Here is a 22,474-nt window from a genome sequence, read left to right as displayed (position 1 = left end):
ACGGGGAACCTCGCTGCCGATTACGGACTTTCGCCGAAAATCTTGGCGACGGCTGTAAAGCTCCGCCAGCGGGTTCAGTCCAGGTCGTAGGCCCCGGCCCTGATGTCCTCGTGGAGGGTGCGCCAGGCGCGCCGGGGCACGAGGAGACGAGGGCCGCCGGGGTCCTTGCTGTCACGGACGGCGATCTCGGCGGGCATCCCGGCCACTTCGACGCAGTTCTCGCCGTCGGTGCTACGAGAAGACCGCCGCCAAGCTGGACGGAACCGTTCACTCATCCGTTGCAAGCTCCCTAACCGCCTCTTCGACGCGCTCTCTGGACTCCTCAGGCGACATCGCCAACCCAGAAAGCTCTTCGAAGGCGACTCTATGCCGAGCCACATCATTCTCGGCTTCCAGGTAGATGCCGCCTCCCGATGTCTCCAGGTAGACGATGTCCGGATCCACTCCAGGCTCGAACATCAGCAAGGTGAACGCCCCGTTGAGACCGGGGTGGCGCCCCCGCTCGTAGGGCAGCACCTGCATGGTCACGTTCGCCCGCCTGGAGTCGGCGAGCAGCGACTCGAACTGAGCGCGCATGATCTCACGCCCACCGATCCAGCGGCAAAGCACCGCTTCATCGAGGACGACGTGACGTTCGGGGGCGGGTGTCCGAGCCAGCAACGATCTCCTGGTCATCCTGGCGGCCACTCGACGATCGATGTCGTTGGGGTCATTGGTGAACGCGGAGGTCACCTCACGGGCGTAGTCCGGCGTTTGAAAGATGCCCGGCACCACGAGGGGTTGCCACTCGACGACCCGACTGGCCTCATCCTCCAAGGACAGGTAGGTACCGGCGTAGATGTCCCTGTAGGCGGTCCACCACCCACGCTTCCAGGCGTCCTTGGAGAGTTGGATGAGAGCTTCCCGCTTGGGACTGGACACTCCATACAAATCCAGGATGGCGTTCAGGTCGGCAGGGCTGGCCTTAGTGATCGCCTTCTCGATTCGAAGTACTTTCTGCCGATTCCAGCCGAGTCTCTGGGCAGCATCGTCGAGGCGCAAATCAGCCTGTTCGCGCAGTTCGCGAAGCTCTCTCGCAAGGCGTCGGCCGCGAACGGTGGGGTTGTGGGGCAGCACCATGGCACCAGAATGCCCTCTTCAAACAGACCAGATCAGCCAAATTTAGAGATCACTAAGAAATTTTAGTCTTTCTACTTGTGATCATGATTAGTACGGAGTGATGATTACCGATGTACGCACAGCGTGACGGAAAGATCACTTTCTGCACAGACGCTGCGAGTGGCAGGCGTGGTCGACCGCCGGGGGACAAAACTCCCGGCGTCGGGCGCAAGAAGGCGCGGCCATGCGCGTAGAGGCCGCCGTGCGGCCGGGCTCTGGATTGGAGCCCCGGACCCGGCCGCACGGCTTCCATCCCCTCACTGGAGACGAATATGAGATTAACCCTTGCGGGCCTGGCCGCACCGCTTATCCACAGGAAGGAACGGCTCGGATTCTCCGTGCCGCGCCGTCCGCTGGTCGGCCGCGCCCGAAGGGGCGGCGGCCAGGAGCAGGCCGACGGTGACACGCCGACGCCCGCACAGTCGTGGAGCGTGGACGTGCCGGGGCTGGCCGAGGCCGTCCCCGTCGTGCGCCGCTGGGTACGTCTCCTGCTCGCGAACGACCCCGAGCTGGCCGGGACCGTCGAGCTGATCGCGGGCGAGTACACCACCAACGCCCTGTGGCACAGCGCCAGCGGTGACGTCGGCGGCCGGATCAGGGTCGGGCTGCTGTGCGAGGCGGGCCGCACGACGTTCACCGTCCTGGACGCGGGCGCGTCCGCCGGGCCCGGTCGCTGGGGGCCCGACCACCCTGAGGACCACGGGCGCGGGCTCGCCATCGTCGCGGCCTGCGCCGCCGAGCACGGGCACCGCGACACCCCGGACGGCCGACTGGCCTGGGCGGTCGTCGACCACTGAACCCGGCGTCTCCGGCGACGTCCCGGGAGGGGGAGCCCGGACGTCCCGGAGACGCCTTCCCCGGCCTACGGGCCGGACGTCGTGCGGTCGGTGCCCGTCCCCCCGACGCGCACCGGCCGCACGACCCCCTTCCGATCCGCATCGGAGAGGCGGCATCGTGCTTCCCCACATCCTGAACGAGCTGCACCGGCGCTTTCCCGGCGTCTGTTTCTGGTGGGGCAGGTCCACCGGCTCATGGTGGGCGATGGCGGACGGTCGGCTGGTCGAGGCCGCGTCACCCGCCGACCTGGACCGCGCGTTGCGCGATCTCGCCCACCAGACCACTCCGCGTCCGACGGCCGCACCCCGCGCCCCCGATGCGATCCGCGCTCCCGTCGCGGCCCGGCCGCCCGTGCGGCGGCGGCGCGGTGGATGGCTCGGGCGGCGGGTGCGCGGGGTGCATCACCGCTGAGTGACGACCGAGCCGAGCCAGAGCAGGTCGCGGGCCCTCGTCATGCCCACGAACAGCTGGCGGCGGGCCAGCTCGGCGCGTTCTCCGGCGGCGGCATTGCCAGGTTCGGCGACGGGCAGGGCCGCGTCATGTCGGGGCAGGAACACGTACTTGAACTCCAGGCCCTTGGCCCGGCGGTAGGTGCCCAGCTTGACGGCCTCGACGGGGCGTCCGTCGTAGTGCTCCAGGCTGAGGACGGGCACTCCGGCGTTCCGGAACAGGCGGGCGCACGCCTCAAGGTCGCGGCGGGAAGGGCACAAGACGGCCGCTCCCGCCAGGTCGGGGACGTTCCGCACGGCTTCCACGAGCTGCTTGTCGTGCTCGGTGCCCGTCGGGGCCTGCGCGCGGACGACCCGGCCGTCGTTGTAGACCGTCTCGACGGTGCGGCGGCCGTTGGGGCTGGGGCCGTCGAGGTCGTCGAACGGGTCGTCGGACACCAGGTCCATGGCGGCGGCCAGGATCTCGTCGGCGTTGCGGTAGTTGGTGCGCAGCACCGTGGCCCGACCCTTGATGCCGATGCCCGCCTCGGCCAGCCGGAACCCGCCCGGGTACACCGCCTGCTGGCCGTCGCCGATCAGCAGCAGGCCGTTGGGCTCGTCGCCGGCCAAGGCGTGCAGCAGCTTCACTCCGACGAGGGTGAGGTCCTGCACCTCGTCCACGATCACGGAGGCGTAGGGCGGGTCGGCAGGGCGCTGGCGCACCTCCTCCAGGGCGGCGGTGAGGACGTCGTTGAAGTCGCTGACGCCGCGTCCGGCGCGCAACATCTCGTACTCCTCGTACAGCAGCCAGGCCGCCTCGCGGTGCGCCGCCTGGAGCGCGGTGCGGCGGCCGGGGCGCGCGATGGTGCGGTACTCCTCCAGGGAGGTCAGGCCGCGGCCCTTGATGACGTGGTGGATCTCGTCGCGCCAGTAGACGGGCGAGGGGTCGATGTCGGTGAGCGGGCTGTCGCGGCCGATCTGGATCCAGGCGCGGTAGAAGGCGTCGTCGGCCCGGTCCCCGTTCAGGCGGGGCGTGATGCCGCGCTGTGTCAGGAACGTGTTGGCCCAGGCGTGCAGGCTGGTGAACTCCACCCGGTCGGCGAAGGCCCCGGCCATGCGGCGGAAGAGCTGCGCCTGCACGCGGGGCAGGTTGTTGGCGAAGGTGACGTACAGGACGCGGCCGTGCCCGCGCGCGGCCAGGTGCGCGGCGCGGTGCAGGCCGACGACCGTCTTGCCCGTCCCGGCGGGGCCGCTGACGCGGGCCGGACCGCTCCAGTCGCGCCGGGTGACGGCCACCTGGTCGGGGTGCAGGAAGGTCATCCAGTTCTCGATCGGGGCGTGCAGCGCCGACGCCAGGGCGGCCTTCTCGACCTCCTCGGTGTCGAAGAGCGTCCCGGCCTCGGCGGCGGGGGCGGGCTCGACCGGCCGTTCGCCCAGGTCGGCGGTCTCGTAGACGGGGAAGGCGTCCTCAAGTACGCCGGTCACCGCGCGCACCATCTGGGGCGTCAGCCGCTTCGGTTCGGCGAGCAGGGCGTGCACCGCGTCGGGGTGTCCGAGCAGGCGGACATGGCCGAGCGTGGTGTCGAGGCGGTGCCCGGCGAACACCATGAGCGGGCGGAGCGCGACGGGCGACATGCCCAGGGAGGCGACCTTCTCCTCGGCGGTGCGGGTCATCGCCAGCAGCTTGGCGATCTCTCCGTCGCGGGGTTCCGTGCCCGCCAGCAGGTGTCCGTCTTTAACGGCGGGCGCGTTCCGCCAGCGCTTGACGTCGATGACGAAGACCCCGGCGGGGCCGATCAGGAGCATGTCGACGTTGGCCGACCTGGTCCCGGGCCAGCGGCGGTCGACCAGCAATTTCCAGCCCACGGCGGTGAGGCCCATCAGGCTCGCGGCGACCTGCCGCTCGGCCTCGGCGGCGGCCTCGTACCGGCTCGCCAGCGCGTACGCCTCGCGCGAGCGGCGCGCCAATTCCAGCGCCTGGGCCCGCGCCCGCCGCCCTTGTTCTCCCGCCGACCCGCCGGCCGCCATCGTGCCCTCCCCGAATATCGCCGTTGTGTTCGCCGCACGGTCATGGCGGCGCTGTTCCGCTCAGCCGTCGGGAAAGCAGGCCGGGCAGGGATTGCGTTTGAGGGTGTGGAGGGCCGCGCCGCTCGGCACCGTGCGCGGCTCGTAGGTGTTCATTCCCTGGGAGCGCGCGATGGCCTGCCACTTGAGCAGGGCGTCGCATCGCGGATGCGAATGGAAGGCGCTGCCCTTTTCGGTAATCCAGACGTTGGCCGGGTACTTCGCCGTCTCGGGACCACCGCGAACGCAGGGAGTGCACCGTTCCGGAATACGGCCGTGGACGCATTTAACCGAAGTCATCACGGCCATCTTTCCGGACTGTCAAAGGAGGGTCAAGCGGCCTTTCGCCCGGTCGGCGGGCTATGTTGGGCGCGCAGTGTTCCAGCGTCCCCAGGAGTCGCCTCATGGCCGGTACGGGTTCGAGTTCGTCGGGTGATGTCCCGTTGCGGGTGGACACCACCGTCCCCCACTCCGCGCGGGTCTGGAACTACCTGCTGGGCGGGAAGGACAACTACGACGTCGATCGGGACGCCGCCGAGCGGTTCCGTGCGATGTTCCCCGGCATCGTCAACATCGCCAAGGCCGACCGCGCCTTTCTCGGCCGGGCCGTGCGGTACCTCACGGGCGAGGCCGGGATCCGGCAGTTCCTCGACATCGGCACCGGGCTGCCCACCATGGACAACACCCACGAGGTCGCGCAGCGGGAGGCCCCCGAGTCGCGGATCGTGTACGTCGACAACGATCCGCTGGTGCTCGTGCACGCGCGGGCGTTGCTCAACAGTTCCGCCGAGGGGGCCTGCGACTACATCGAGGCCGACCTGCGCGATCCGGCGTCGATCCTGGAGCGGGCCGGTGCGACGCTCGACCTCGACCGGCCGGTGGCGATCATGCTGCTCGGCATCCTGCACTTCGTGCACGACATGGACGAGGCGACCGGCATCATCGCGCGGCTGCTGGAGGCCGTGCCGCCGGGCAGCCACCTGGTGATCACGCACTCGACGCTGGACTTCGACCAGGGCCGCACCGCCCAGGCCGAGGCGCAGGACGACTGGAACGCCAAGTCCGCCAACCCGATGGTGCCGCGCAGCCGCGCGGACGTCCTGCGCTTCTTCGACGGGCTGGAACTGGTGGAACCGGGCCTGGTGTCCATGACGCGGTGGCGTCCGGGCGAAACGCCCTGGGGCGAGCCCGAAGAGGTCGCCGGTTACTGCGGAGTGGCCCGCAAGCCTTAAGGCGAATTTCCCAACCGGCCTATGAACGACGCCGATGATGTTTACCATCTGTAGCCGATCGGATACGAAGATGGGGACTTGTGTGGATGTCGGACAGGATCGGCCGTTGGGCAATCTCCCGGCGGAGCTGCCCGGGTTCGTCGGGCGGGGCGGGGAACTGCGCGAGATCGACGAGCGGCTTCGGGCGTTCCGTTTGGTAACGTTGACCGGCGCGGCGGGCGTCGGCAAGACGCGGACCGCGTTGCAGGTCGGGGCGCAGGCGCGCGACCGTTTCCGTGACGGGGTGTGGCTGGTGCCGCTGTCGTCGGTGCTGGACCCGGCGCTCGTCCCGCCCAGCGTCGCGCGCGAACTCCAGGTGCGGGACCTGACGACGCGGACGGCGACCGACCTGTTGGCCAAGCATCTGGCCGACCGCGAATGCCTGCTGATCCTGGACGCCTGCGAGCATCTGGCCGACGCCTGCGCCCGGCTGGTGGAAGCGGTGCTGGCCGCCTCGCCCGGCACGCGTGTGCTGGTCACTGGGCGGCAAGCGTTGAACGTCGCGGACGAAAGCGTGCTGGTGCTCCATCCCCTGCCCGTGCCGAAGGCCGGTCCTCCCGAGGTGATCTCCCAGTACGCCTCGGTGGAGCTGCTGACGCGGCGCGTCCGCGACACTGATCCCGGCTTCCGGGTCGACGACGACAACGCGGCGGCGGTCGCGTTGTTGTGCCGTCGCCTCGACGGGCTGCCCCTGGCGCTGGAACTGGCCGCTGCGCAACTGCGTCGTCTTCCGCTGGAGGAACTGGCGGGACGGCCGGATCTGCGCGCGGTCTCCCCCGTCTTTCCGGCCTCCGAGGTGCTGGCACCGCACGGAGGGTTGTGGACGGCCATCGGGTGGAGCCACCAGCTCTGCACCCCGGCGGAGCGGCTGCTGTGGGCGAGGCTTTCGGTGTTCGCCGGGGACTTCACGTTGGAGGCGGCGCGCGAGGTCTGCGGGGGTGGTCCCGTCGAGGACGTGGCCGGGGTGTTGAACGCACTGGTGGCCGGGTCCGTCGTGACCTGCGCGAACGAGCGATACCGCCTGCTGGAGAGCCTGCGCGCCTACGGGGCGCACTGGTTGGCGGAGCTGGGCGAGGACGATGTCCTTCGCGCGCGGCACCGCGACCGGTACCTGTCCATGGCGCGGCAGGCGTTCCCGGAGTGGGCGCGGGCCGGGCAGGTGGCCTGGTACCGGCGCCTGAGCGACGAGTACGCCGAGGTGCGGGCGGCGATCGAGACCTGTCTGGCCGAGCCGGGCCCGGCCGCCCTGGAGCTGACCGGCCACCTGTGGTTCCTCTGGTTCGCCTGCGAGTACGAGCGCGACGGGCGCGGCTACCTCGAACGGGCCCTGGCGCACGACCGCTCCCCCGGCCCGTCGCGCGTCCGGGCGATGCTGGCACTGGGCTGCGTGATGATCACCCAGGGCGACATGGACGGCCTCGGCCGCTGCGTCGCCGAGTGCCGGGCGGCGGCCTCCGATCTCACCGCGCTGCGGGCGGCCGACTACCTCGAATGCACCGAATGGGCGACGACGGGCCGCTTCGAGGAGTCGTTGAACGGGCTCGCCCGGCTGGCCGCCACTACGCCGCAGGACCCGATGCAGGAGACGATCTGGCTGCTGGCCATGGCCGCGCTGGTCTTCGCCCGCCTGGGCATGAAGGACTACGCCGCTGCCACCGACCTGGCCGAGGAGTTGTGCCGGGAAGGCGAACTGCGGGGCGAGCAGAAGTTCCGGAGCTGGGGCCACTACATCCGCGCGTTGGTGGCGCTGTCGGACGGCGACCACGAGACCGCTGCCGGGCACGCCCGGGTTGCTTACAACGGCTACCGGCAACTGAACGACATGGCGAACATGGCGCTGTCGCTGGAGGTCCTGGCCGTCGTCGCCCAAGCTCAGGGCGCTTCCCCACGCGCCGCGGTGCTCTTCGGCATCAGCGACCGCCTGTGGCACCCTGGCGGCGGCCGTGCCCGTTTCACGACACCCGAGATGGCGGCCACGCGGCAAGCATGCGAACGCGCCCTGATCGAGGAACTCGGTCAGGAGATGTGGGAGAAGTTCTTCCAAACCGGCCTGCACTCCTCCTGGCCGTGAGCCCGGGGTAGGGGAAAGTCCACCTTGTAAGGGTGGTTTTGCTTTCCTGACGGTGGGGGCTCGCGTTGGTGGAGTGGGTGCATGAGCAATCACGCAGCCGCCGTCAGGGCGCGCATTGGTGATGTCGACGCCCTTCGCGGGTTCGCGCTGCTGGGCATCTTCATCGTCAACATCACCTTCATGGCGTCGGGCTATCCCGGCAACCTGGTGACCGATCCCGACTTCTCCTCGCCGCTCGACGACGCCGTGCGCACTCTCTCCTCGGTGTTCATCGACATGAAGTTCTACCTGCTGTTCTCGTTCCTCTTCGGGTACAGCTTCACGCTCCAGATGGACGCCGCCGCGCGGGCGGGGGCCGATTTCCGGCCGCGCATGTTGCGGCGCATCGGCGGGCTCTTCGTCATCGGGGGGCTGCACATCGTCTTCCTGTACGGGGGTGATGTGCTCACCACTTACGCGGTCGCGTGTGTTGCGCTTTTCCTGATGCGCAACGTTTCCGATCGCACCGCGTTGCGCGTCGCTGGTGGGTTGTATGCGGCGGTGCTCGCCAGTCTCGTCGCCACCGGGCTGCTGATGGATCGGACGCAGTTCCTGCCTTCGAGTGATGAGGCGCGCGCCAATGCTGAGCAGGCCACTCAGGCGTTGCTCGGTGGGTGGGGCGATGTCATCGGTGAGCATTTGGCGGGGCTGCCGCTGCTGGTCATGCAGGCGGTCACGTTGCAGGGGCCGGCCGCGCTTGCGGCATTCCTTGTCGGGATGGTCGTGGGGCGGCGGGGGCTGCTTGCCAATGTGCGTGGGGACGAGCGGGTGCTTCGGCGCATTCAGGTCGTCGGGTTCCCGGTAGGGATTGCTGGGGGGCTTCTGTATGCGCTGGGCGGCGGGAATGGGGAGGCGCTGCCTGTGGCCGCCAGTTTCGCCACCGCGCCGTTGTTGATTGCCGCTTACGTCGCGACGTTGTTGCGGGTGATGCATAGCTCGCGGGGCGAGGTCGTGCGCGGGTGGCTTGCTCCGGCGGGGCGTATCGCGCTGACCAACTATCTGGGGCAGTCGCTGGCCGGGCTGTTGATTTTCAGCGGGATCGGGCTTGGGCTCGCGGGTGAGCTTTCGCCGCTGGGCACGTTGGCGGTCGCGCTGCTGGTGTTCGCGGTGCAGGTCGTTGTCAGTGCCTGGTGGTTGCGGACTTATCGGTATGGGCCTGCCGAGTGGGTGTTGCGGTGGGTCACCAATGCGCGGCGGCCTGCTTGGCGGGGGTGAAAAGACCAACGGCCCGGCGCGTTCTCGCGCCGGGCCGTTTCGCGTTTAGCGGCGTGCCGTCACGCGGGTCGGCAGGGTCGCGAAGCCGTGGTTGTTGATCGAGCGCACGCGCTGCGCTTTCGCGTCGTCGATCTCGTAGTCGGCCACCACCGACGCGATCTCCTGCAGCGCCACGCGCGCCTCCAGGCGGCCCAGGTTCGCGCCCAGGCAGTGGTGCCGCCCGCCGCCGAACGCCACCGACGCGCCGGTGTCGCGGTCCAGGTCGAACGCCTCCGGGTCGGTGAACACGCGCGGGTCGCGGTTCGCCGAGCCCGCCAGCAGCAGCACCCGGCCGCCCTCCGGGATCGTGACGCCGTGCAGCTCCACGTCCTCGTTGGTGGTGCGGGCCAAGGTCTGGGACGGCGGGTCGTAGCGCAGCGTCTCGTTCACCCAGTCGTCGACGCGGCCGCCGAGCGCGGCGGCGCGGGCCTCCGGGTGCTTCCAGGCGGCGTGCCAGGCGTTGCCCAGCAGGAGCATCGTCGTCTCGATGCCCGCGCCGACCAGCAGGATCAGCACCCCGACGATCTCCTCGGGCGTCAGCCGGTCCTCGCCCTCGGCGGCGTCCAGCAGGCCCGACAGCAGGTCGTCGCGGCGCACCTTGGCGCGGTCGATCGTCAGCTCGGTGTAGTAGCCGACCAGCGCGCCGACCGCCTGGAGGGCCTCGGGCGGCAGGTCGGTGGCCGGGCCGCCGGACGGGTCGCGGTACATGATCGCCATGCCGAGGTCGCGCACCTTGTCGCGGTCGGCCTCGGGCACGCCGACCAGCTCGGAGATCACGTCGGTGGGGAAGCGAGCCGCGAAGTCGCCCATCATGTCGAAGTCCTCGCCCGCCAGCGCGGGTTCGAGGTAGGCGCGGGCGATCTCGCGCAGCCGGGGCTCCAGGGCCTGCACGCGGCGCTGGGTGAACGCGCGTGACACCAGGCCGCGCATCCGGGTGTGCTTGGGCGGGTCCATCGCCACGAACGAGAAGAACTGCTCCGCCTGCGGTCCCCAGAACGCCGGTTCGATGCGCAGGCCGTTGCGGCTGGAGAACCGGGCGGTGTCCTTCAACGACTCGGTCACGTCCGCGTGCCGCGACAACACCCAGATGTCGTCGGCCTCGTTGCGGTAGACCGGCGCCTCCTCGCGCAGGCGCGCGTACACCGGGTACGGGTCGTTCTGGGTGTCGAAGTCATAGGGGCTGTAAACCAGGTCCATGTCCTGCCCTCTCGGTCGCCGGCGCCGGAAAGATCATTGCCTGATCTGGCGCAACGTGCCACCGTTTCGGGCAGTTGGCGGGGCGTTGCCCCCGAACGGGCGTTCAGGGTGCACAATGCGAAGGATCTTCTTCTTCGTTTCCGAGGTTGCCCGTGCACGCTGAACAGGCCCCCCAGGGCATCGACCCGACCAAGGCGCATCCGGCCCGGCGCTACAACTACTGGCTGGACGGCAAGGACAACTTCGAGGCCGACCGCGCCTCGGCCGAGGTCGTCGCCTCGGCGTTCCCGACCGTGCGGCTGGCCGCCCAGGAGAACCGGCGGTTCATGCGGCGCGCGGTGACCTACCTGGCGGGCGAGGCGGGGATCGACCAGTTCCTCGACATCGGCACCGGGCTGCCGTCGGCGGGGAACGTGCACGAGGTCGCCCAGTCGATCCTGCCGTCGGCGCGGATCGTGTACGTCGACAACGACCCGATCGTGCTGGTGCACGCCCGCGCGCTGCTCACCAGCTCGGCGGCGGGCGCGACCGCCTACCTGGACGCCGACCTGCGCGACCCGGACCGCATCCTGGCCGACCCCGCGCTCGCGGCCACGCTGGACTTCGACCGGCCGGTCGTGCTGATGCTGGTGGCGATCATGCACTTCATGACCGACGAGGACGACCCGTACGGCGTCTTCGCCCGGCTGGTGGGCAGCCTGCCGTCCGGCAGCCACGTCGTCATGACGCACGCGACCGGCGACTACCTGACGCCCGAGCAGTACACCGAGAACGTCGAGGCCAACGTGCGCAGCGGCGTCCCGTTCCGGCTGCGCTCGCGCGAGGAGTTCGCCCGCTTCTTCGACGGCCTGGAGCTGCTCGACCCCGGCGTCACGTCGGTGGTGGAGTGGCGTCCCGACGAGGAGTTGCGGCAGCGGCCCCGCGTCGAGGACGTGTCGATGTTGTGCGCCGTGGCGCGCGTGCCCTGAGCCGCCACGACCCTGGATCGGGCCGTGGCGGCTCGCGGCGTCAGCCCGCGATGACCTTCGCGGCGACGGCGCGGGGCACCTCGGCGTAGGAGTCGAACTGCATCGCGTACGCCGCGCGTCCGGACGTCGCGCTGCGCAGGTCGCCGACGTAGCCGAACATCTCCGACAGCGGCACCGCCGCCTCCACCACGCGCGCGCCCGCCTGCTCGCGGAGCGCCCGCACGTGCCCGCGCCGGGCGTTGACGTCACCGATCACGTCGCCGGTGTACTCCTCGGGCGTGGTGACCTCGACGGCCATCACCGGTTCGAGCAGCACGGGCGACGCCTGCCGCACGGCCTCGGTGAACGCGCGCGCCCCGGCCTGCCGGAACGCGAACTCGGTGGAGTCGACGTCGTGGAAGTCGCCGTCCAGCAGCACGACGCGCACGCCGGTCATCTCGTACCCGGCCAGCACGCCCGACCGCATCGCGTCCTGGCAGCCCGCGTCCACCGACGGCACGAAGTGCCTCGGGACGGTGCCGCCGGTGACCCTGTTCACGAACTCGTAGGACGCCCCGCCGGTGAGCGGCTCGATGGAGAGCCGCACCCTGGCGTACTGGCCCTTGCCTCCGTTCTGCTTCTTGTAGGTGTGCTCGACCTTCCCGGAGCCGGTGCGGATCGTCTCGCGGTAGGCCACGCGGGGCCTGCCGACGTTCGCCTCGACGCCGTACTCCTCCTTCATGCGGTCGACCAGCACCTCCAGGTGCAGTTCGCCCATGCCGCCGAGCACGGTCTGGCCGGTCTCGGCGCTGGTGTGCACCTGGAAGGACGGGTCCTCCTCGGCCAGCCGCTGGATCGCGACGCCCAGCTTCTCCCGGTCGGCTCGGGAGCGCGGCTCGACGGCGACCTCGATGACCGGGGCCGGGAAGTCCATCGACTCCAGCACCACCGGCGCGTCGGGCGCGCACAACGTCTCGCCGGTCGTGGTCTGCTTGAGGCCCATGATCGCGACGATGTCGCCCGCGCCCGCCGAGCCGGTCTCCTCGCGCTTGTCGGCGTGGATTCGGTAGATCTTGCCGATGCGCTCCTTCCTGCCCTTGACGGGGTTGAGGACGGTGCCGCCGGTCTCCAGGCGGCCGGAGTAGATCCGGACGAAGGTGAGGCGGCCGAGGTGGGGGTCGGTCATGAACTTGAAGGCCAGGGCCGCGAGCGGCGCGTCGTCGGACGGGGCGCGCCCCATCGTCGGGCCCGCGTCGAGCGGGGACGGCAGGTAGCGCACGATCGCGTCCAGCAGCGGCTGCACCCCCTTGTTCTTGAACGCGGTGCCGCACAACACCGGGGTGGCGCGGGCGGCGACGGTGAGACGGCGGATGGCGGCGTGGAGCTGCGCCTCGGTCGGCTCGACGCCGGTCAGGTACAGCTCCATGGCCTCCTCGTCGTGCTCGGCGACGGTGTCGAGCAGGCGGGCGCGGCGGCGGGCGGCCTCGTCGGCGAGGGCGGCCGGGATCGCGGTGACCTCGTACTGCTCGCCGTGCCACACCAGGGCGCGCATGGCGACCAGGTCGACGACGCCGGTGAACGCGGCCTCGGAGCCGATCGGCAGGTGCAGCACCAGGGGCACCGCGCCGAGCCGGTCGTCGATCATGGCGACGCAACGGTCGAGGGACGCGCCGGGCCGGTCCATCTTGTTGACGAAGCACAGGCGCGGCACGCCGTAGCGGTCGGCCTGCCGCCAGACCGTCTCCGACTGGGGCTCGACGCCCGCGACGGCGTCGAACACCGCGACCGCGCCGTCCAGCACGCGCAGGCAGCGTTCGACCTCGACGGTGAAATCGACGTGGCCGGGGGTGTCGATGATGGTGACGGCGTGCTCGACGCCGTCCACGCGCCAGGCGCACGTGGTGGCGGCCGAGGTGATGGTGATGCCGCGCTCGCGCTCCTGCTTCATCCAGTCCATGACCGCCGCGCCGTCGTGGACCTCGCCCATCCGGTGCGAGACGCCGGTGTAGTAGAGGATCCGCTCGGTGGTGGTCGTCTTGCCCGCGTCGATGTGGGCCATGACGCCGATGTTGCGGACGGTGGACAGGTGCCGCGAAGTGGTACGCATCGGGCGTACGCCTTTCTGGGGGAACGATCAGGGGCGTGGCCCGGCCCCGGGCGTCGTCGTTCCCCGGCCCGGCCGCGGGGGCGGCAGGGCACGGCGAAGAAGAGGAACGCTTCCATGGGGCGGGCCGGGGCCGGTGCGGAACCGGCCGGGCTGCTTCTCAGGCCCCATGGCGCGAACGCGATCCGCGTCAGGATCGCCTACACGGCATGGGCCCGTCGTGTAGATGACATGCGGGCCATGATGGCTACCGCCGCCGGCCGCCGCAAGGGGTTTTTCAGTCGAGCTCAACGCGGGAGGCGATGTCCTTGGACGACACCAGGCGCAGCTCGCGCTCGTCGTCGAGCAGCACCTTGACCGTGACGTTGGTGACGTCCATGACGTATCCGACGAGCTGGCCGCCGCCCTGGAGGGTGATGCGCTCCTTCGGCACCCACGGGGTGTCGCTCACCGCGCCCAGCACCAGCAGGGCGCTCATGCCCAGCAGCCCCGTCCGCGCGAGGAGCCGGTGCACGGCCTCCTCGGCGGGCCCGCGCCGCACCAGCACGAAGATCAGCAGCGCGGTGACCACCAGCACGACGAGCAGCAGCGGCCAGCTCCGGAAGCTGACGAGCCCGGAGACGTAGACCCCGGCGAGCACGATGACCACCAGCGTGCGGCCGGGTGCCCAGCGCCCTCGGCGGTGGCCGTGCAGGCGCTCGGCGGCCAGCAGCGGCACGATGACGGCGAGCATCAGGCCGGTCAGCAGGGCGTCGCCGAGCAGGGTGCCGACCAGGACGCCGACGACGTCGTCGAAGTTGATCGCGTCCGAGATCCCGAAGGCGGCACCCCAGTGGTAGTGGGTGATGGCGAGCAGCCGCAACAGCAGGAACATGAGCCCGCCGACGGCCGCGGTGGTGCCCCACTCGACGCCCTTGCCGGGGCCGCCGCCGTCGGCCTGCTCGTCGCGCGAGGCGGTTCCGCTCACTCGGCTCCGCTCACTCGGCGCTGTGCTTGCGCCAGTTCTGCTGGAACTCGTTGTCGTGCAGCCGCCGGACCTGGGCCGCGTACCGGTCGAGCTGGTCGGCGGACTCCATCATCACGCTGTAGTCGTGGCCGTGGTCGGCCTGGTTGGCCTTCTCCTGGTCGCGGCGGTTGCGCACCTTCAGCTCCTCGCGCGCGTGCTCGATGAGCTTGTTCAGGGCGGTCTCGATGTCCATTGCTCTCCCCGCTGAGTTGATCCCCTGAACGCGGCTCTGCCCCCGCCTGTCCCTGGCTAGCCCCAACCGGGCGCAAACTCGCCGCGACGACCACAATGGAGGCATGGCGAAGACGCGTCCCTGCCCGTGCGGGCTGCCCGAGACCTACCAGGAGTGTTGCGGCCGGCTGCACCGCGGCCGGGCCCGCGCGGCGACGGCCGAGCAGCTCATGCGCTCGCGCTACAGCGCGTTCGCCGTGCGGGACGCGGCCTACCTGCTGGCGAGCTGGCACCCGGCGACCCGCCCGCCCGCGCTCGACTTCGACCGGGGTCTGCGCTGGGAGGGCCTGGAGATCGTGCGCACGGAGGACGGCACGCCGTTCCACGACAGGGGCGTGGTGGAGTTCCGTGCGCGTTTCACCCAAAATGACCACCCTGGCGAACTCCACGAGGTGAGCCGCTTCACCCGCCACGACGGCGCGTGGGTCTACCTCAACGGCACCACCGACTAACGACGCGAACTTCCGTCGCTGACGGCGGGTTCGGGCGGGGTTCGGGGGGCACAAGGGCGGGCGGAGGGGACGATGCTCATCATCACCAATGCCAAGGCCGGGACCATGGACGACTCGGCGGTCCGGCGGGCCGTCGAGATCCTGGGCGGCGACGTCGAGGTCTACGCGTGCGGCGGGCAGGACGATCTGGAGACGGCGCTCGACGGGTTGTCCGACGGGCAGGAGACCGTCGTGGCGGCCGGTGGGGACGGGTCGTTGCACCGGCTCGTCGAGACGCTGCACGCGCGGGGCGAGCTGGAGCGGCGCGTCGTGGGGGTGCTGCCGCTCGGCACCGGGAACGATCTCGCGCGCAACCTGGGCATCCCGCTGGAGTCCGACGCCGCCGCGCGGGTGTTGCGGGACGGGCATGTCCAGGAGATGGACCTGCTGGTGGACGACGAGGGCGGCGTTGTCGTCAATGCCGCGCATGTCGGGGTCGGAGCCACCGCTGCGAGGATGTCCTCGCGCATCAAGCCCTACTTGAAGACGGCCTCGTTCCCCGTGGGGGCGATCCTGGCGGGGGTGCGCTCGCGCGGATGGAAGCTCAAGGTCGAGGCGGACGGCGAGGTCGTCGCCGACCGGCGGCTGCTGATGGTCGCGCTCAGCAACGCCTCCGGCATCGGCGGCGGGGCCGCGCAGCTCGCGCCCGAGGGCTCGCCCCGCGACGGGCGCATGGAGCTGGTCGTGTCGGCCGCGACCGGGCCGATGGCGCGGATCGGGTACGCGCGCGGGCTGCGGGACGGCTCGCACCGCGAGCGCGACGACGTCGTCGTCCGGCCCGTGAAGAGCGTGACCATCAGCGGCGAGGCGTTCCCCGCCAACCTCGACGGCGAGGTCACCGGCCCCTACACCAGCCGCACGTGGACGGTGCGGCACCGTGCCTGGCGCATCGTCGTGCCGGATTCTGTCGGACCCTCCGCCTAGTCTCCCGAGTGCACCTGCGGACCGGCGGCCCGGTGCGCGGGCGGCGGAGCTTATGGAGGCTCGCGGAGCGGCCACGTTCTCGGACGTGACGGCTCGCGTCTCGCCACGTACCCGCCCGTCGCCTGGTCCCTTCTCGGGCCGCCCGCAGGTGTCCGGGAGGGGGCGGTGTGCAGGACCTGTTCCAGTCCACGCTGACCATGGTCGGCTACCGGGACGCGTTCTTCCTGTGGCCGGAGCGCGCCCGCACGGAGTTCCCGGCGCGGATCGCGGCCGCGACGCGGCGTGACCCGGAGTGGACGGCAGCGTTCCTGGCGTGGCTGCGCGCGGAGACGCCCATGCGGTATCCGGCGCTCGTCGGGGCGGCCGCGTTCGCCGCCGCGCGCTTGGCCGACGGGTCGCCGGGCCGCACGCGGCAGGTGGTCGGGTCCGTGCTGCGGCGCGCCGACGATCCGGGGCACCTGCTGGCGCTCTGGCGTGCCGCCCACGGCCGGGCGGTGCCCAAGCCGGTCAAGCGGGGCGTGGCCGACGCGGTGGCGCGGCTCTACGACGAGGACGCGCTGCGCCTGCACGACACCGGGGCGCACAACTTCGCCCTGCCCTCCTTCCCCGACCTGCGGGGCCTGTTCTCCGGCACGATCGATTCCCCTCCCCCGTTCCGGTTCGGGGACGTGATCCGGGTCGTGCACCCGGTCCCCCGTGACGCCCAGCAGAGCGCGGTGTTCCGGCAGGCCATGGCCGGGCGTCGTGAGCCGTTGGGGGATTCCGACCTGATGTTGGACGCGTTGCTGGGACGGTTGCACCACCTCGACAAGCACGGCCTCCCGTTCGAGACGGCCATGGAGATCAACGAACGGCTCGCCGACCCCGCCGAGGTCCGTGCCGCGCGGCTCTACCCCCTGCGGCTCGCCGCCGCCCGCCGAGCCGCCGCCGCGCAACGCTGGACGCCCACACTGGAGCGCGCCGCCGGGTACCTGCTGGACGACCTGCCGCGCATCCCCGGACGCACCCTGATCACCATCGACCAGGAATTCGACGACGCGGCGGTGTTCGGCCTCACGCTCGCGCAGCGCTGCGAGCACGCCGACGTCGTCGCCCATGACGGCAGGCGCTTCCCCGTCGTCCCCGGCGAGTCCCCGCTCCACGGGCTGCACCGCTGGCGCGCGTTCGGTCTGCCCGCCACGTACTGCGACGCCCCGGTGCGCGACGCCTTCGCCGGGCACGACCGCGTCGCCGTCATCGACCCGTACGTCGACGAGCCGCCCGACCTCGGCGTCCCCGTCTACGCGTGGCGGGTCAACGGCTACAGGGCAGGCGAAAGCCGCCCCCCGCGCCTGGTCTTCCCCGGCCTCACCGACGAGGCGCTGGCCCTGATCCCGGTCATCGAGGCCGCACGGGAGGGGGTGTGGCCCTTCACAACCAGTCGCGGCGCTTGAAGATCGTGTAGAGGACGACGCAGACCAGCGCCATCAGCGCCACCGCGAACGGGTAGCCCAGCGCCCAGTGCAGCTCCGGCATGTGGTCGAAGTTCATGCCGTAGATGGTGCCGATCAGCGTGGGCGCGAACAGGATGGCCGCCCATGCCGAGATGCGCTTGACCTCCTCGTTCTGCGCGTAGCTCGCCTCGGTGAGGTTCTTCATCTCCTCGTTCTGGGCCTGGCTCACCAGCGTCGCGTTCACCGTCAGGATGTCCTGGAGGTTCTGCCGGAAGCCGTCCACGCGCTCGCCGACCGTCGTGGCGTGGTCGGCGACGTCGCGCAGGTAGCTGCGCAGCTCGTCGTCGATGCCGTACTTGTCGAAGCCCGCCGACAGCGCCCGCAGGATGGTCGCCAGCGGGCGCGTGGCGCGCTGGAACTCGATCACCTCACGGGACAGCTCGTAGATCCGCCGCGACACCTGGGGCTCGCGCCGGAACACCTCGGTCTCGATCTCGTCGATGTCGTTCTGCAGTCCGGCCACCACCGGCGCGTAGCCGTCCACGACCGCGTCCGTGATCGCGTACAGCACGGCCTCGGGGCCGCGCGCCAGCAGGTCGGGGTTGGCCTCCAGCCGCCGCCGCACCTCGCCGAGGTCGGGCGACTCGCTGTGCCGCACCGTCACCACGAAGTCCGCGCCGACGAAGACGTGCAGCTCCCCGAAGTCCACCTCCTCGATGTCGTCGAGGTAGCGGGCCGCGCGCAGCACGACGAACAACGTCGCGCCGTACCGCTCCAGCTTGGGCCGCTGGTGCGCCACGATCGCGTCCTCGACGGCCAGCTCGTGCAGCCCGAACTCCTCGGCCACCGACTGGAGCTGGCGCTCGGAGGGCCGGTACAGCCCGATCCACGCCATGCCGCCGGGCGTCTCGCGGAGCGTGCGGTAGGTGGCGGCCAGGTCGGCCGCCGAGCCGTGCCGCACGCCGCCGACGTAGACGCCGGCGTCCACCACGCTGTCGCCGGGACGGGCCGGGGCCTCGTCGTCCGAGCGCGGGTCCATGTCGCGCTCGGGGGCGGGTTCCTCCGAACGTCTCGGCCAGCGTCGCAGAGTCGCCATGCCCCGCAGGTCCCCGCAGGTGGTCATCGGCAACCCCCGGCGGAGTTCTAGGGACGGTCAGCGCGCGCTTCGCGGGGCGGGCGGCCACCGGGCCCGGGTTCCCGGTGCAGCCAGCCCGTCGCGAGGGAGCGCTTATTCAGTTGTGGGGTGGTGCGAGGTTCAGCGGGCGCTCTCGTACTCCTTCTCGGTCTTCTTGGTGTCGTTCTTCTTCGCCTCGGGCTTGCGCGAGGACGAGGTCTGCTTCTTGTCGTCGGAGCCGCCGGCCTTCTCTTCCTCGGCCACGGCGTCCTCGTGGGTCTTGACGACCTCGCTGTCGCGGATCTCGCCGCGCCAGCCCTCGATCTCGTCGGCCTTGACCAGCGACTGGGTCATCACGTGCCGGCGGAAGTGCTTCAGCTCCAGCCGGACGCGACGGCCCTGGGCGCGCCAGAGGTTGCCGGTGCGCTCGAACAGGCCCTGCGGGTGGTACTCCAGGTTCACCAGGACGCGGGTGAGGTTCGGGGCCAGCTCGTGGAAGCTGACGGTGCCGTCCACGTGGCCCTTGGGGGCCTTGGAGCGCCAGACGACGTGCTTGTCGGGCAGCTGCTCGACGATCGTGGCCTCCCAGGTGCGGGCCGACCAGAAGATCTTGGCCTTCCAGTTGAGCTTCTCGTCCGAAGCCTGGTCGACGCTCTCGACCTTCTTCATGAAGCTCGGGAACTCCTGGAACTGCGTGAACTGGTCGTAGACCAGCCGCCGCGGCGCACCGACGTCGGTGTACTCCACGATGTTGGTCATCTTCAGCTTCTTGCTGCCGCCGCCCCCGCCGCCGCGCTTGAAGACCTTGCCGAGGGTGTTCTTGATGCCGCCGAAGAAGCCGCCCTTCTTGTCCTTGCCCTCCTGGTCCTTCTTCTTGTCCTTCTTGTCGTCCTTGGAGTCGCCGCCGTCCTTGATGGAGGCGGAGACCTCGTCCCGCTTCTTCTCAGCGGCCTTGGTGCCGGACGAACGGGAGCCGGAGGAGGACGTCGACTTGCCCTGCGTCTCCTCGTTCTCCTCGCCCTGGTTGTCGTTGTCGTTGCCGTTGCGGCCCCGCTTCAGCACCTGGTTGGCCGCGACGGCCGCCCCGGCGCCGAGCAGCAGCCCGCCGGCGGTGCCGGTGGTCTTGCCACCGGGAATGCTCTTGGGCAGGGGCAGGTTCCCGACGACCTTGCCGAGTCCCTTCTTCCTGCCGCCGATCGGCAGCCGCTTGGCGACCTGACCGGCCGCCCCGGATGCCCAGTTACCGCGTTTCATGTGGTGCTACCTCCGTCATCGGTGGTTCGCGTATTCCTCGGTGGTGTGCGCGTCGTCGGCCTTCACGACCTCGCCGTCGCGGATCTCGCCGCGCCAGCCCCGGACCTCGTCCGGGTTCAGCAGCGTCCGCGTCATGACGTGCCGCCGGAAGTGCTTCAGCTCCAGCCGGGCGCGCCGGCCCTGCGCGCGCCACAGGTTTCCGGTGCGCTCGAACAGGCCCTTGGGGTGGTACTCCAGGACCAGCAGCACGCGGGTCATGCCCGGCTCGATCTCGTGGAAGCTGACGGTGCCGTTCACGTGGCCCTTGCGGCCCTTGGAGCGCCACACCACGTGCTCGTCGGGCACCTGCTCGACGATCGTGGCCTCCCAGGTGCGGGAGGACCAGAAGACCTTGGCCTTCCAGTTCAGCTTCTCGTCCGAGGCCTGGTCGACGCTGACGACCTTCTTCATGAAGCTCGGGAAGTCCTGGAACTGCGTGAACTGGTCGTAGACCAGCCGCCGCGGCGCTCCGACGTCCACGTGCTCCACGATGTTGGTCAGCTTGAGCTTCCTGCCGCCGCCGAAGATGCTCTTGAGCGTCTCCTTCAGCATCGTCCAGCCGAAGCTGAGCAGGGCGCGGACCGGGGACTTGCCCTCCCCCAGCGATTTCGCCCCGGCCAGGGCCGCCTTCATGAGCGGCCCGCCCTGCTCAGCCTTGACCGTCAGCTTCCGGACGGCGCCTTCGAGCTTGGCCTCGTAACGTTCGGTGGCCGCCTTCAGCAGCCTGCGCCCGGGGCGGAAGCGCCGCAGGGCCGAGCGCGCCGACCGGCCGGCCGCGTAGCCGCCGGCGACGACGCCCGCCCCGAGCGCCACCCCGGTCCGAAAGTTCATCTCGTCCTCGCTTCGTCGTCGGCAGGGGTCCCTGCCGCGACTACCCGCACATAGTGGGACGAAACAAGCAGCGCTCCGGGGTGCCGCGACGGCGCGCACCCACCGTCACGACGCCGATACTTCCGCCCCGCTGAACGGTCGGAGAACCGGACCAGTCCAGCGTGCGAACCGGACCAGACGAAGGCCCCCAAATGCCCCGGATAACGGTTAAGACTCTTGCGTAAACGAGCTCTTGAACTGGTACGGACCAGCTCTTATCTTCATGGCCACGCGCGAACCTGCTCGCTGGACATTCGCACCGCGCAACTTCTTTCATGCGCGCAAGAGGTCTCAGCACGGCCCGGCCCGGACGCACCGGGTCGGCGGCGGGCCGGCGCGACGCACAGCCAGGGTCCGGGCCGCGATCGGCGCGACCGGAGACGTGAAGGCGGGGAACATGAAACGGCACCTGATCGGCGCCATCGCCGTTGGCCTGTCGGTGGCCCTCGGCGCCACCGGATGCGGCAAGGGCAGCTCGTCCGGCGGCGACGACTCCGACGGCAAGACCATCAAGTTCGTCGCGGCCATCTACAGCGACGCGACCAAGGGCTACTGGGACGGCCTCATCAAGGACTTCGAGGCCAAGAACTCCGGCTACAAGGTGCAGTTGGAGATGGTGGACTGGACGCAGATGGACGCCAAGGTGAAGACCTACGTCCAGACGAAGCAGGTCCCCGACGTCCTGAACTACAACTCCTTCTCCGACTACGCCCGCGACGGCCTGATCTACAAGGCGTCGGAGGTCGTCTCGCCGGAGGTGCTGGGCGACTTCACCCCGACCTTCGTCGAGCAGGCCAAGTACCAGGGCGAGCAGTACGGTCTGCCGTTCATCTCCAGCGCGCGCCTGCTGTTCAGCAACAAGGACCTGCTGAAGAAGGCCGGCGTCACCGCCCCGCCCAAGACCTGGGACGAGGTCAAGTCGGCCGCCGAGAAGGTCAAGAAGTCCGGCGCGATCGGCTACGGCCTGCCGCTCGGCCCCGAGGAGGCCCAGGCGGAGTTCTACTCCTGGGCGATGAACAACGGCGGTGGCTGGGTGGACGCCTCCGGCAAGTGGGCCATCGACCAGCAGGCCAACGTCGACACCCTGAACTTCCTGCGCGACCTCAACAAGGCCGGGCTGACCCAGCCCAACCCCGAGACCACCGACCGCAAGACGGTGTTCAACCAGTTCGCGCAGGGCAAGGTCGGCATGGCGATCGGCGGCCCGTTCACCCGCGCCGGCTTCATCGACAAGGTCAACAAGGACCTGCCCTACGAGGTCACCCCGCTGCCCAGCAAGAGCGGCACCGAGCACAACACCCTCGGCGTCATGGACGTGCTCGCGGCCTTCAAGAAGAACGACGGCAAGAACAAGGAGGCCGTCTCCAAGTTCCTGAACTTCTTCTACCAGAAGGACAACACCGCCAAGTTCCTCAAGCTGGAGAACTTCCTGCCGGTGACCAAGTCGGCCGGGGACGCGCTGAGCTCCGACCCGTACTTCAAGCTGTTCGTGGACTCGCTGCCCACCTCCAAGTTCGCGCCGACCACCAACCCGGCGTGGAGCGCGGTCGCGGGCGCGGTGAAGCAGGAGCTGGGGGCCTCGGTCGCCGACCAGGACCCCAAGAAGGTCCTGGAGAAGATCCAGCAGACCGCCGAGAAGAGCGGCTGAGTTGCCGGACATGAAGACGCAGGCACGGGGCGCGGAGGCGGCCGCCGCCGCGCCCCGTTCCGCGCCCGCGCGGCCGGGCGCGCTGCGGCGGCTC

General features: G+C 70.3%; 21 protein-coding genes. 10 read left to right on the top strand and 11 right to left on the bottom strand.

All coding sequences use genetic code 11. The features are described from left to right. Positions 1–74: 74 nt before the first annotated feature. Together AH6_RS24950 and AH6_RS24945 are read right to left on the bottom strand one after the other, a co-directional pair. Positions 75–275, bottom strand: a complete 201-nt coding sequence (locus AH6_RS24950; protein WP_067484064.1) for a DUF397 domain-containing protein — start codon at positions 273–275, stop codon at positions 75–77. After that, a complete protein-coding gene (locus AH6_RS24945; protein ID WP_067484062.1) occupies positions 268–1,119 on the bottom strand; it encodes a helix-turn-helix domain-containing protein in 852 nt (283 codons plus the stop codon). Before AH6_RS24945 ends, AH6_RS24950 begins: the two co-directional genes overlap by 8 nt. Before the next feature lie 377 nt (positions 1,120–1,496). Between AH6_RS24945 and AH6_RS24940 the strand changes: the two genes are divergently transcribed. Together AH6_RS24940 and AH6_RS44035 are read left to right on the top strand one after the other, a co-directional pair. Further along, the gene (locus AH6_RS24940; protein WP_067484060.1) at positions 1,497–1,955 is read left to right on the top strand and encodes an ATP-binding protein; all 459 of its coding nucleotides are present in this window, start codon (positions 1,497–1,499) and stop codon (positions 1,953–1,955) included. 157 nt (positions 1,956–2,112) lie between these two features. Continuing rightward, entirely contained in the window at positions 2,113–2,406 is a 294-nt protein-coding gene (locus AH6_RS44035; RefSeq protein WP_157431691.1) for a hypothetical protein, read from the top strand. On the opposite strand, the gene AH6_RS24935 is transcribed toward AH6_RS44035, so the two are convergent. Together AH6_RS24935 and AH6_RS44030 are read right to left on the bottom strand one after the other, a co-directional pair. Then, the gene (locus tag AH6_RS24935; RefSeq protein WP_067484058.1) at positions 2,397–4,451 is read right to left on the bottom strand and encodes a nuclease-related domain-containing DEAD/DEAH box helicase; all 2,055 of its coding nucleotides are present in this window, start codon (positions 4,449–4,451) and stop codon (positions 2,397–2,399) included. The two genes, AH6_RS44035 and AH6_RS24935, sit on opposite strands and share 10 nt — an antisense overlap. 60 nt (positions 4,452–4,511) lie before the next feature. Next, complete coding sequence (locus tag AH6_RS44030; protein WP_157431690.1) at positions 4,512–4,796, bottom strand: hypothetical protein; 285 nt, start codon at positions 4,794–4,796, stop codon at positions 4,512–4,514. Between the two features lie 95 nt (positions 4,797–4,891). Here AH6_RS44030 and AH6_RS24930 point away from each other — a divergent pair, with 95 nt between their 5' ends. The 3 genes from AH6_RS24930 to AH6_RS24920 all read left to right on the top strand — a co-directional run bounded on the left by AH6_RS24930 (position 4,892) and on the right by AH6_RS24920 (position 9,083). Then, positions 4,892–5,719 (top strand): SAM-dependent methyltransferase, encoded by an 828-nt coding sequence (locus AH6_RS24930; protein ID WP_174555118.1) that lies wholly within the window; start codon positions 4,892–4,894, stop codon positions 5,717–5,719. Positions 5,720–5,825: 106 nt separating this feature from the next. Next, positions 5,826–7,829: an ATP-binding protein gene (locus AH6_RS24925; protein WP_083983422.1), complete on the top strand. Its 2,004-nt coding sequence runs from the start codon at positions 5,826–5,828 to the stop codon at positions 7,827–7,829. Between the two features lie 81 nt (positions 7,830–7,910). After that, the gene (locus AH6_RS24920) at positions 7,911–9,083 is read left to right on the top strand and encodes a DUF418 domain-containing protein (protein WP_067484051.1); all 1,173 of its coding nucleotides are present in this window, start codon (positions 7,911–7,913) and stop codon (positions 9,081–9,083) included. Between the two features lie 45 nt (positions 9,084–9,128). Here AH6_RS24920 and AH6_RS24915 read toward each other — a convergent pair whose 3' ends face one another. Next, positions 9,129–10,319, bottom strand: a complete 1,191-nt coding sequence (locus tag AH6_RS24915) for a cytochrome P450 (protein ID WP_067484050.1) — start codon at positions 10,317–10,319, stop codon at positions 9,129–9,131. Positions 10,320–10,471: 152 nt separating this feature from the next. On the opposite strand from AH6_RS24915, the gene AH6_RS24910 reads away from it, so the two are divergent. Further along, on the top strand, positions 10,472–11,287 hold the full coding sequence (locus AH6_RS24910; protein ID WP_067484048.1) for an SAM-dependent methyltransferase: 816 nt from the start codon (positions 10,472–10,474) through the stop codon (positions 11,285–11,287). Positions 11,288–11,327: 40 nt separating this feature from the next. On the opposite strand, the gene fusA is transcribed toward AH6_RS24910, so the two are convergent. From fusA to AH6_RS24895, 3 genes are all read right to left on the bottom strand, one after another. Then, entirely contained in the window at positions 11,328–13,373 is a 2,046-nt protein-coding gene (fusA, locus tag AH6_RS24905; protein ID WP_067484046.1) for an elongation factor G, read from the bottom strand. 274 nt (positions 13,374–13,647) lie between these two features. Then, on the bottom strand, positions 13,648–14,337 hold the full coding sequence (locus AH6_RS24900; protein ID WP_067484044.1) for a hypothetical protein: 690 nt from the start codon (positions 14,335–14,337) through the stop codon (positions 13,648–13,650). Between the two features lie 10 nt (positions 14,338–14,347). Next, positions 14,348–14,569, bottom strand: coding sequence for a hypothetical protein (locus AH6_RS24895; protein WP_067484042.1), 222 nt, complete (start codon positions 14,567–14,569; stop codon positions 14,348–14,350). A 103-nt stretch (positions 14,570–14,672) separates the two neighbouring features. Between AH6_RS24895 and AH6_RS24890 the strand changes: the two genes are divergently transcribed. From AH6_RS24890 to AH6_RS24880, 3 genes are all read left to right on the top strand, one after another. After that, positions 14,673–15,059 (top strand): YchJ family protein, encoded by a 387-nt coding sequence (locus AH6_RS24890; protein ID WP_067484040.1) that lies wholly within the window; start codon positions 14,673–14,675, stop codon positions 15,057–15,059. A gap of 72 nt (positions 15,060–15,131) precedes the next feature. Further along, on the top strand, positions 15,132–16,022 hold the full coding sequence (locus tag AH6_RS24885) for a diacylglycerol/lipid kinase family protein (protein WP_067484038.1): 891 nt from the start codon (positions 15,132–15,134) through the stop codon (positions 16,020–16,022). A gap of 167 nt (positions 16,023–16,189) precedes the next feature. Beyond that, on the top strand, positions 16,190–17,455 hold the full coding sequence (locus tag AH6_RS24880; RefSeq protein WP_067484036.1) for a hypothetical protein: 1,266 nt from the start codon (positions 16,190–16,192) through the stop codon (positions 17,453–17,455). Here the strand turns inward: AH6_RS24880 and AH6_RS24875 are convergent. The 3 genes from AH6_RS24875 to AH6_RS24865 all read right to left on the bottom strand — a co-directional run bounded on the left by AH6_RS24875 (position 17,433) and on the right by AH6_RS24865 (position 20,693). Next, a complete protein-coding gene (locus AH6_RS24875; RefSeq protein WP_218005923.1) occupies positions 17,433–18,551 on the bottom strand; it encodes a magnesium and cobalt transport protein CorA in 1,119 nt (372 codons plus the stop codon). The two genes, AH6_RS24880 and AH6_RS24875, sit on opposite strands and share 23 nt — an antisense overlap. 159 nt (positions 18,552–18,710) lie before the next feature. Next, complete coding sequence (locus tag AH6_RS46070) at positions 18,711–19,823, bottom strand: SRPBCC family protein (RefSeq protein ID WP_083983420.1); 1,113 nt, start codon at positions 19,821–19,823, stop codon at positions 18,711–18,713. Positions 19,824–19,838: 15 nt separating this feature from the next. After that, positions 19,839–20,693, bottom strand: coding sequence for an SRPBCC family protein (locus AH6_RS24865; protein ID WP_083983419.1), 855 nt, complete (start codon positions 20,691–20,693; stop codon positions 19,839–19,841). Between the two features lie 436 nt (positions 20,694–21,129). Here AH6_RS24865 and AH6_RS24860 point away from each other — a divergent pair, with 436 nt between their 5' ends. Beyond that, the gene (locus AH6_RS24860; RefSeq protein ID WP_083983418.1) at positions 21,130–22,380 is read left to right on the top strand and encodes an extracellular solute-binding protein; all 1,251 of its coding nucleotides are present in this window, start codon (positions 21,130–21,132) and stop codon (positions 22,378–22,380) included. The last annotated feature ends 94 nt before the right edge of the window (positions 22,381–22,474 follow it).

Origin of the sequence: Actinomadura hibisca NBRC 15177 (assembly GCF_001552635.1) — a bacterium.
GTDB classification, from domain to species: Bacteria; Actinomycetota; Actinomycetes; order Streptosporangiales; family Streptosporangiaceae; genus Spirillospora; species Spirillospora hibisca.
This window is presented reverse-complemented; position numbering and strand designations above follow the sequence as displayed.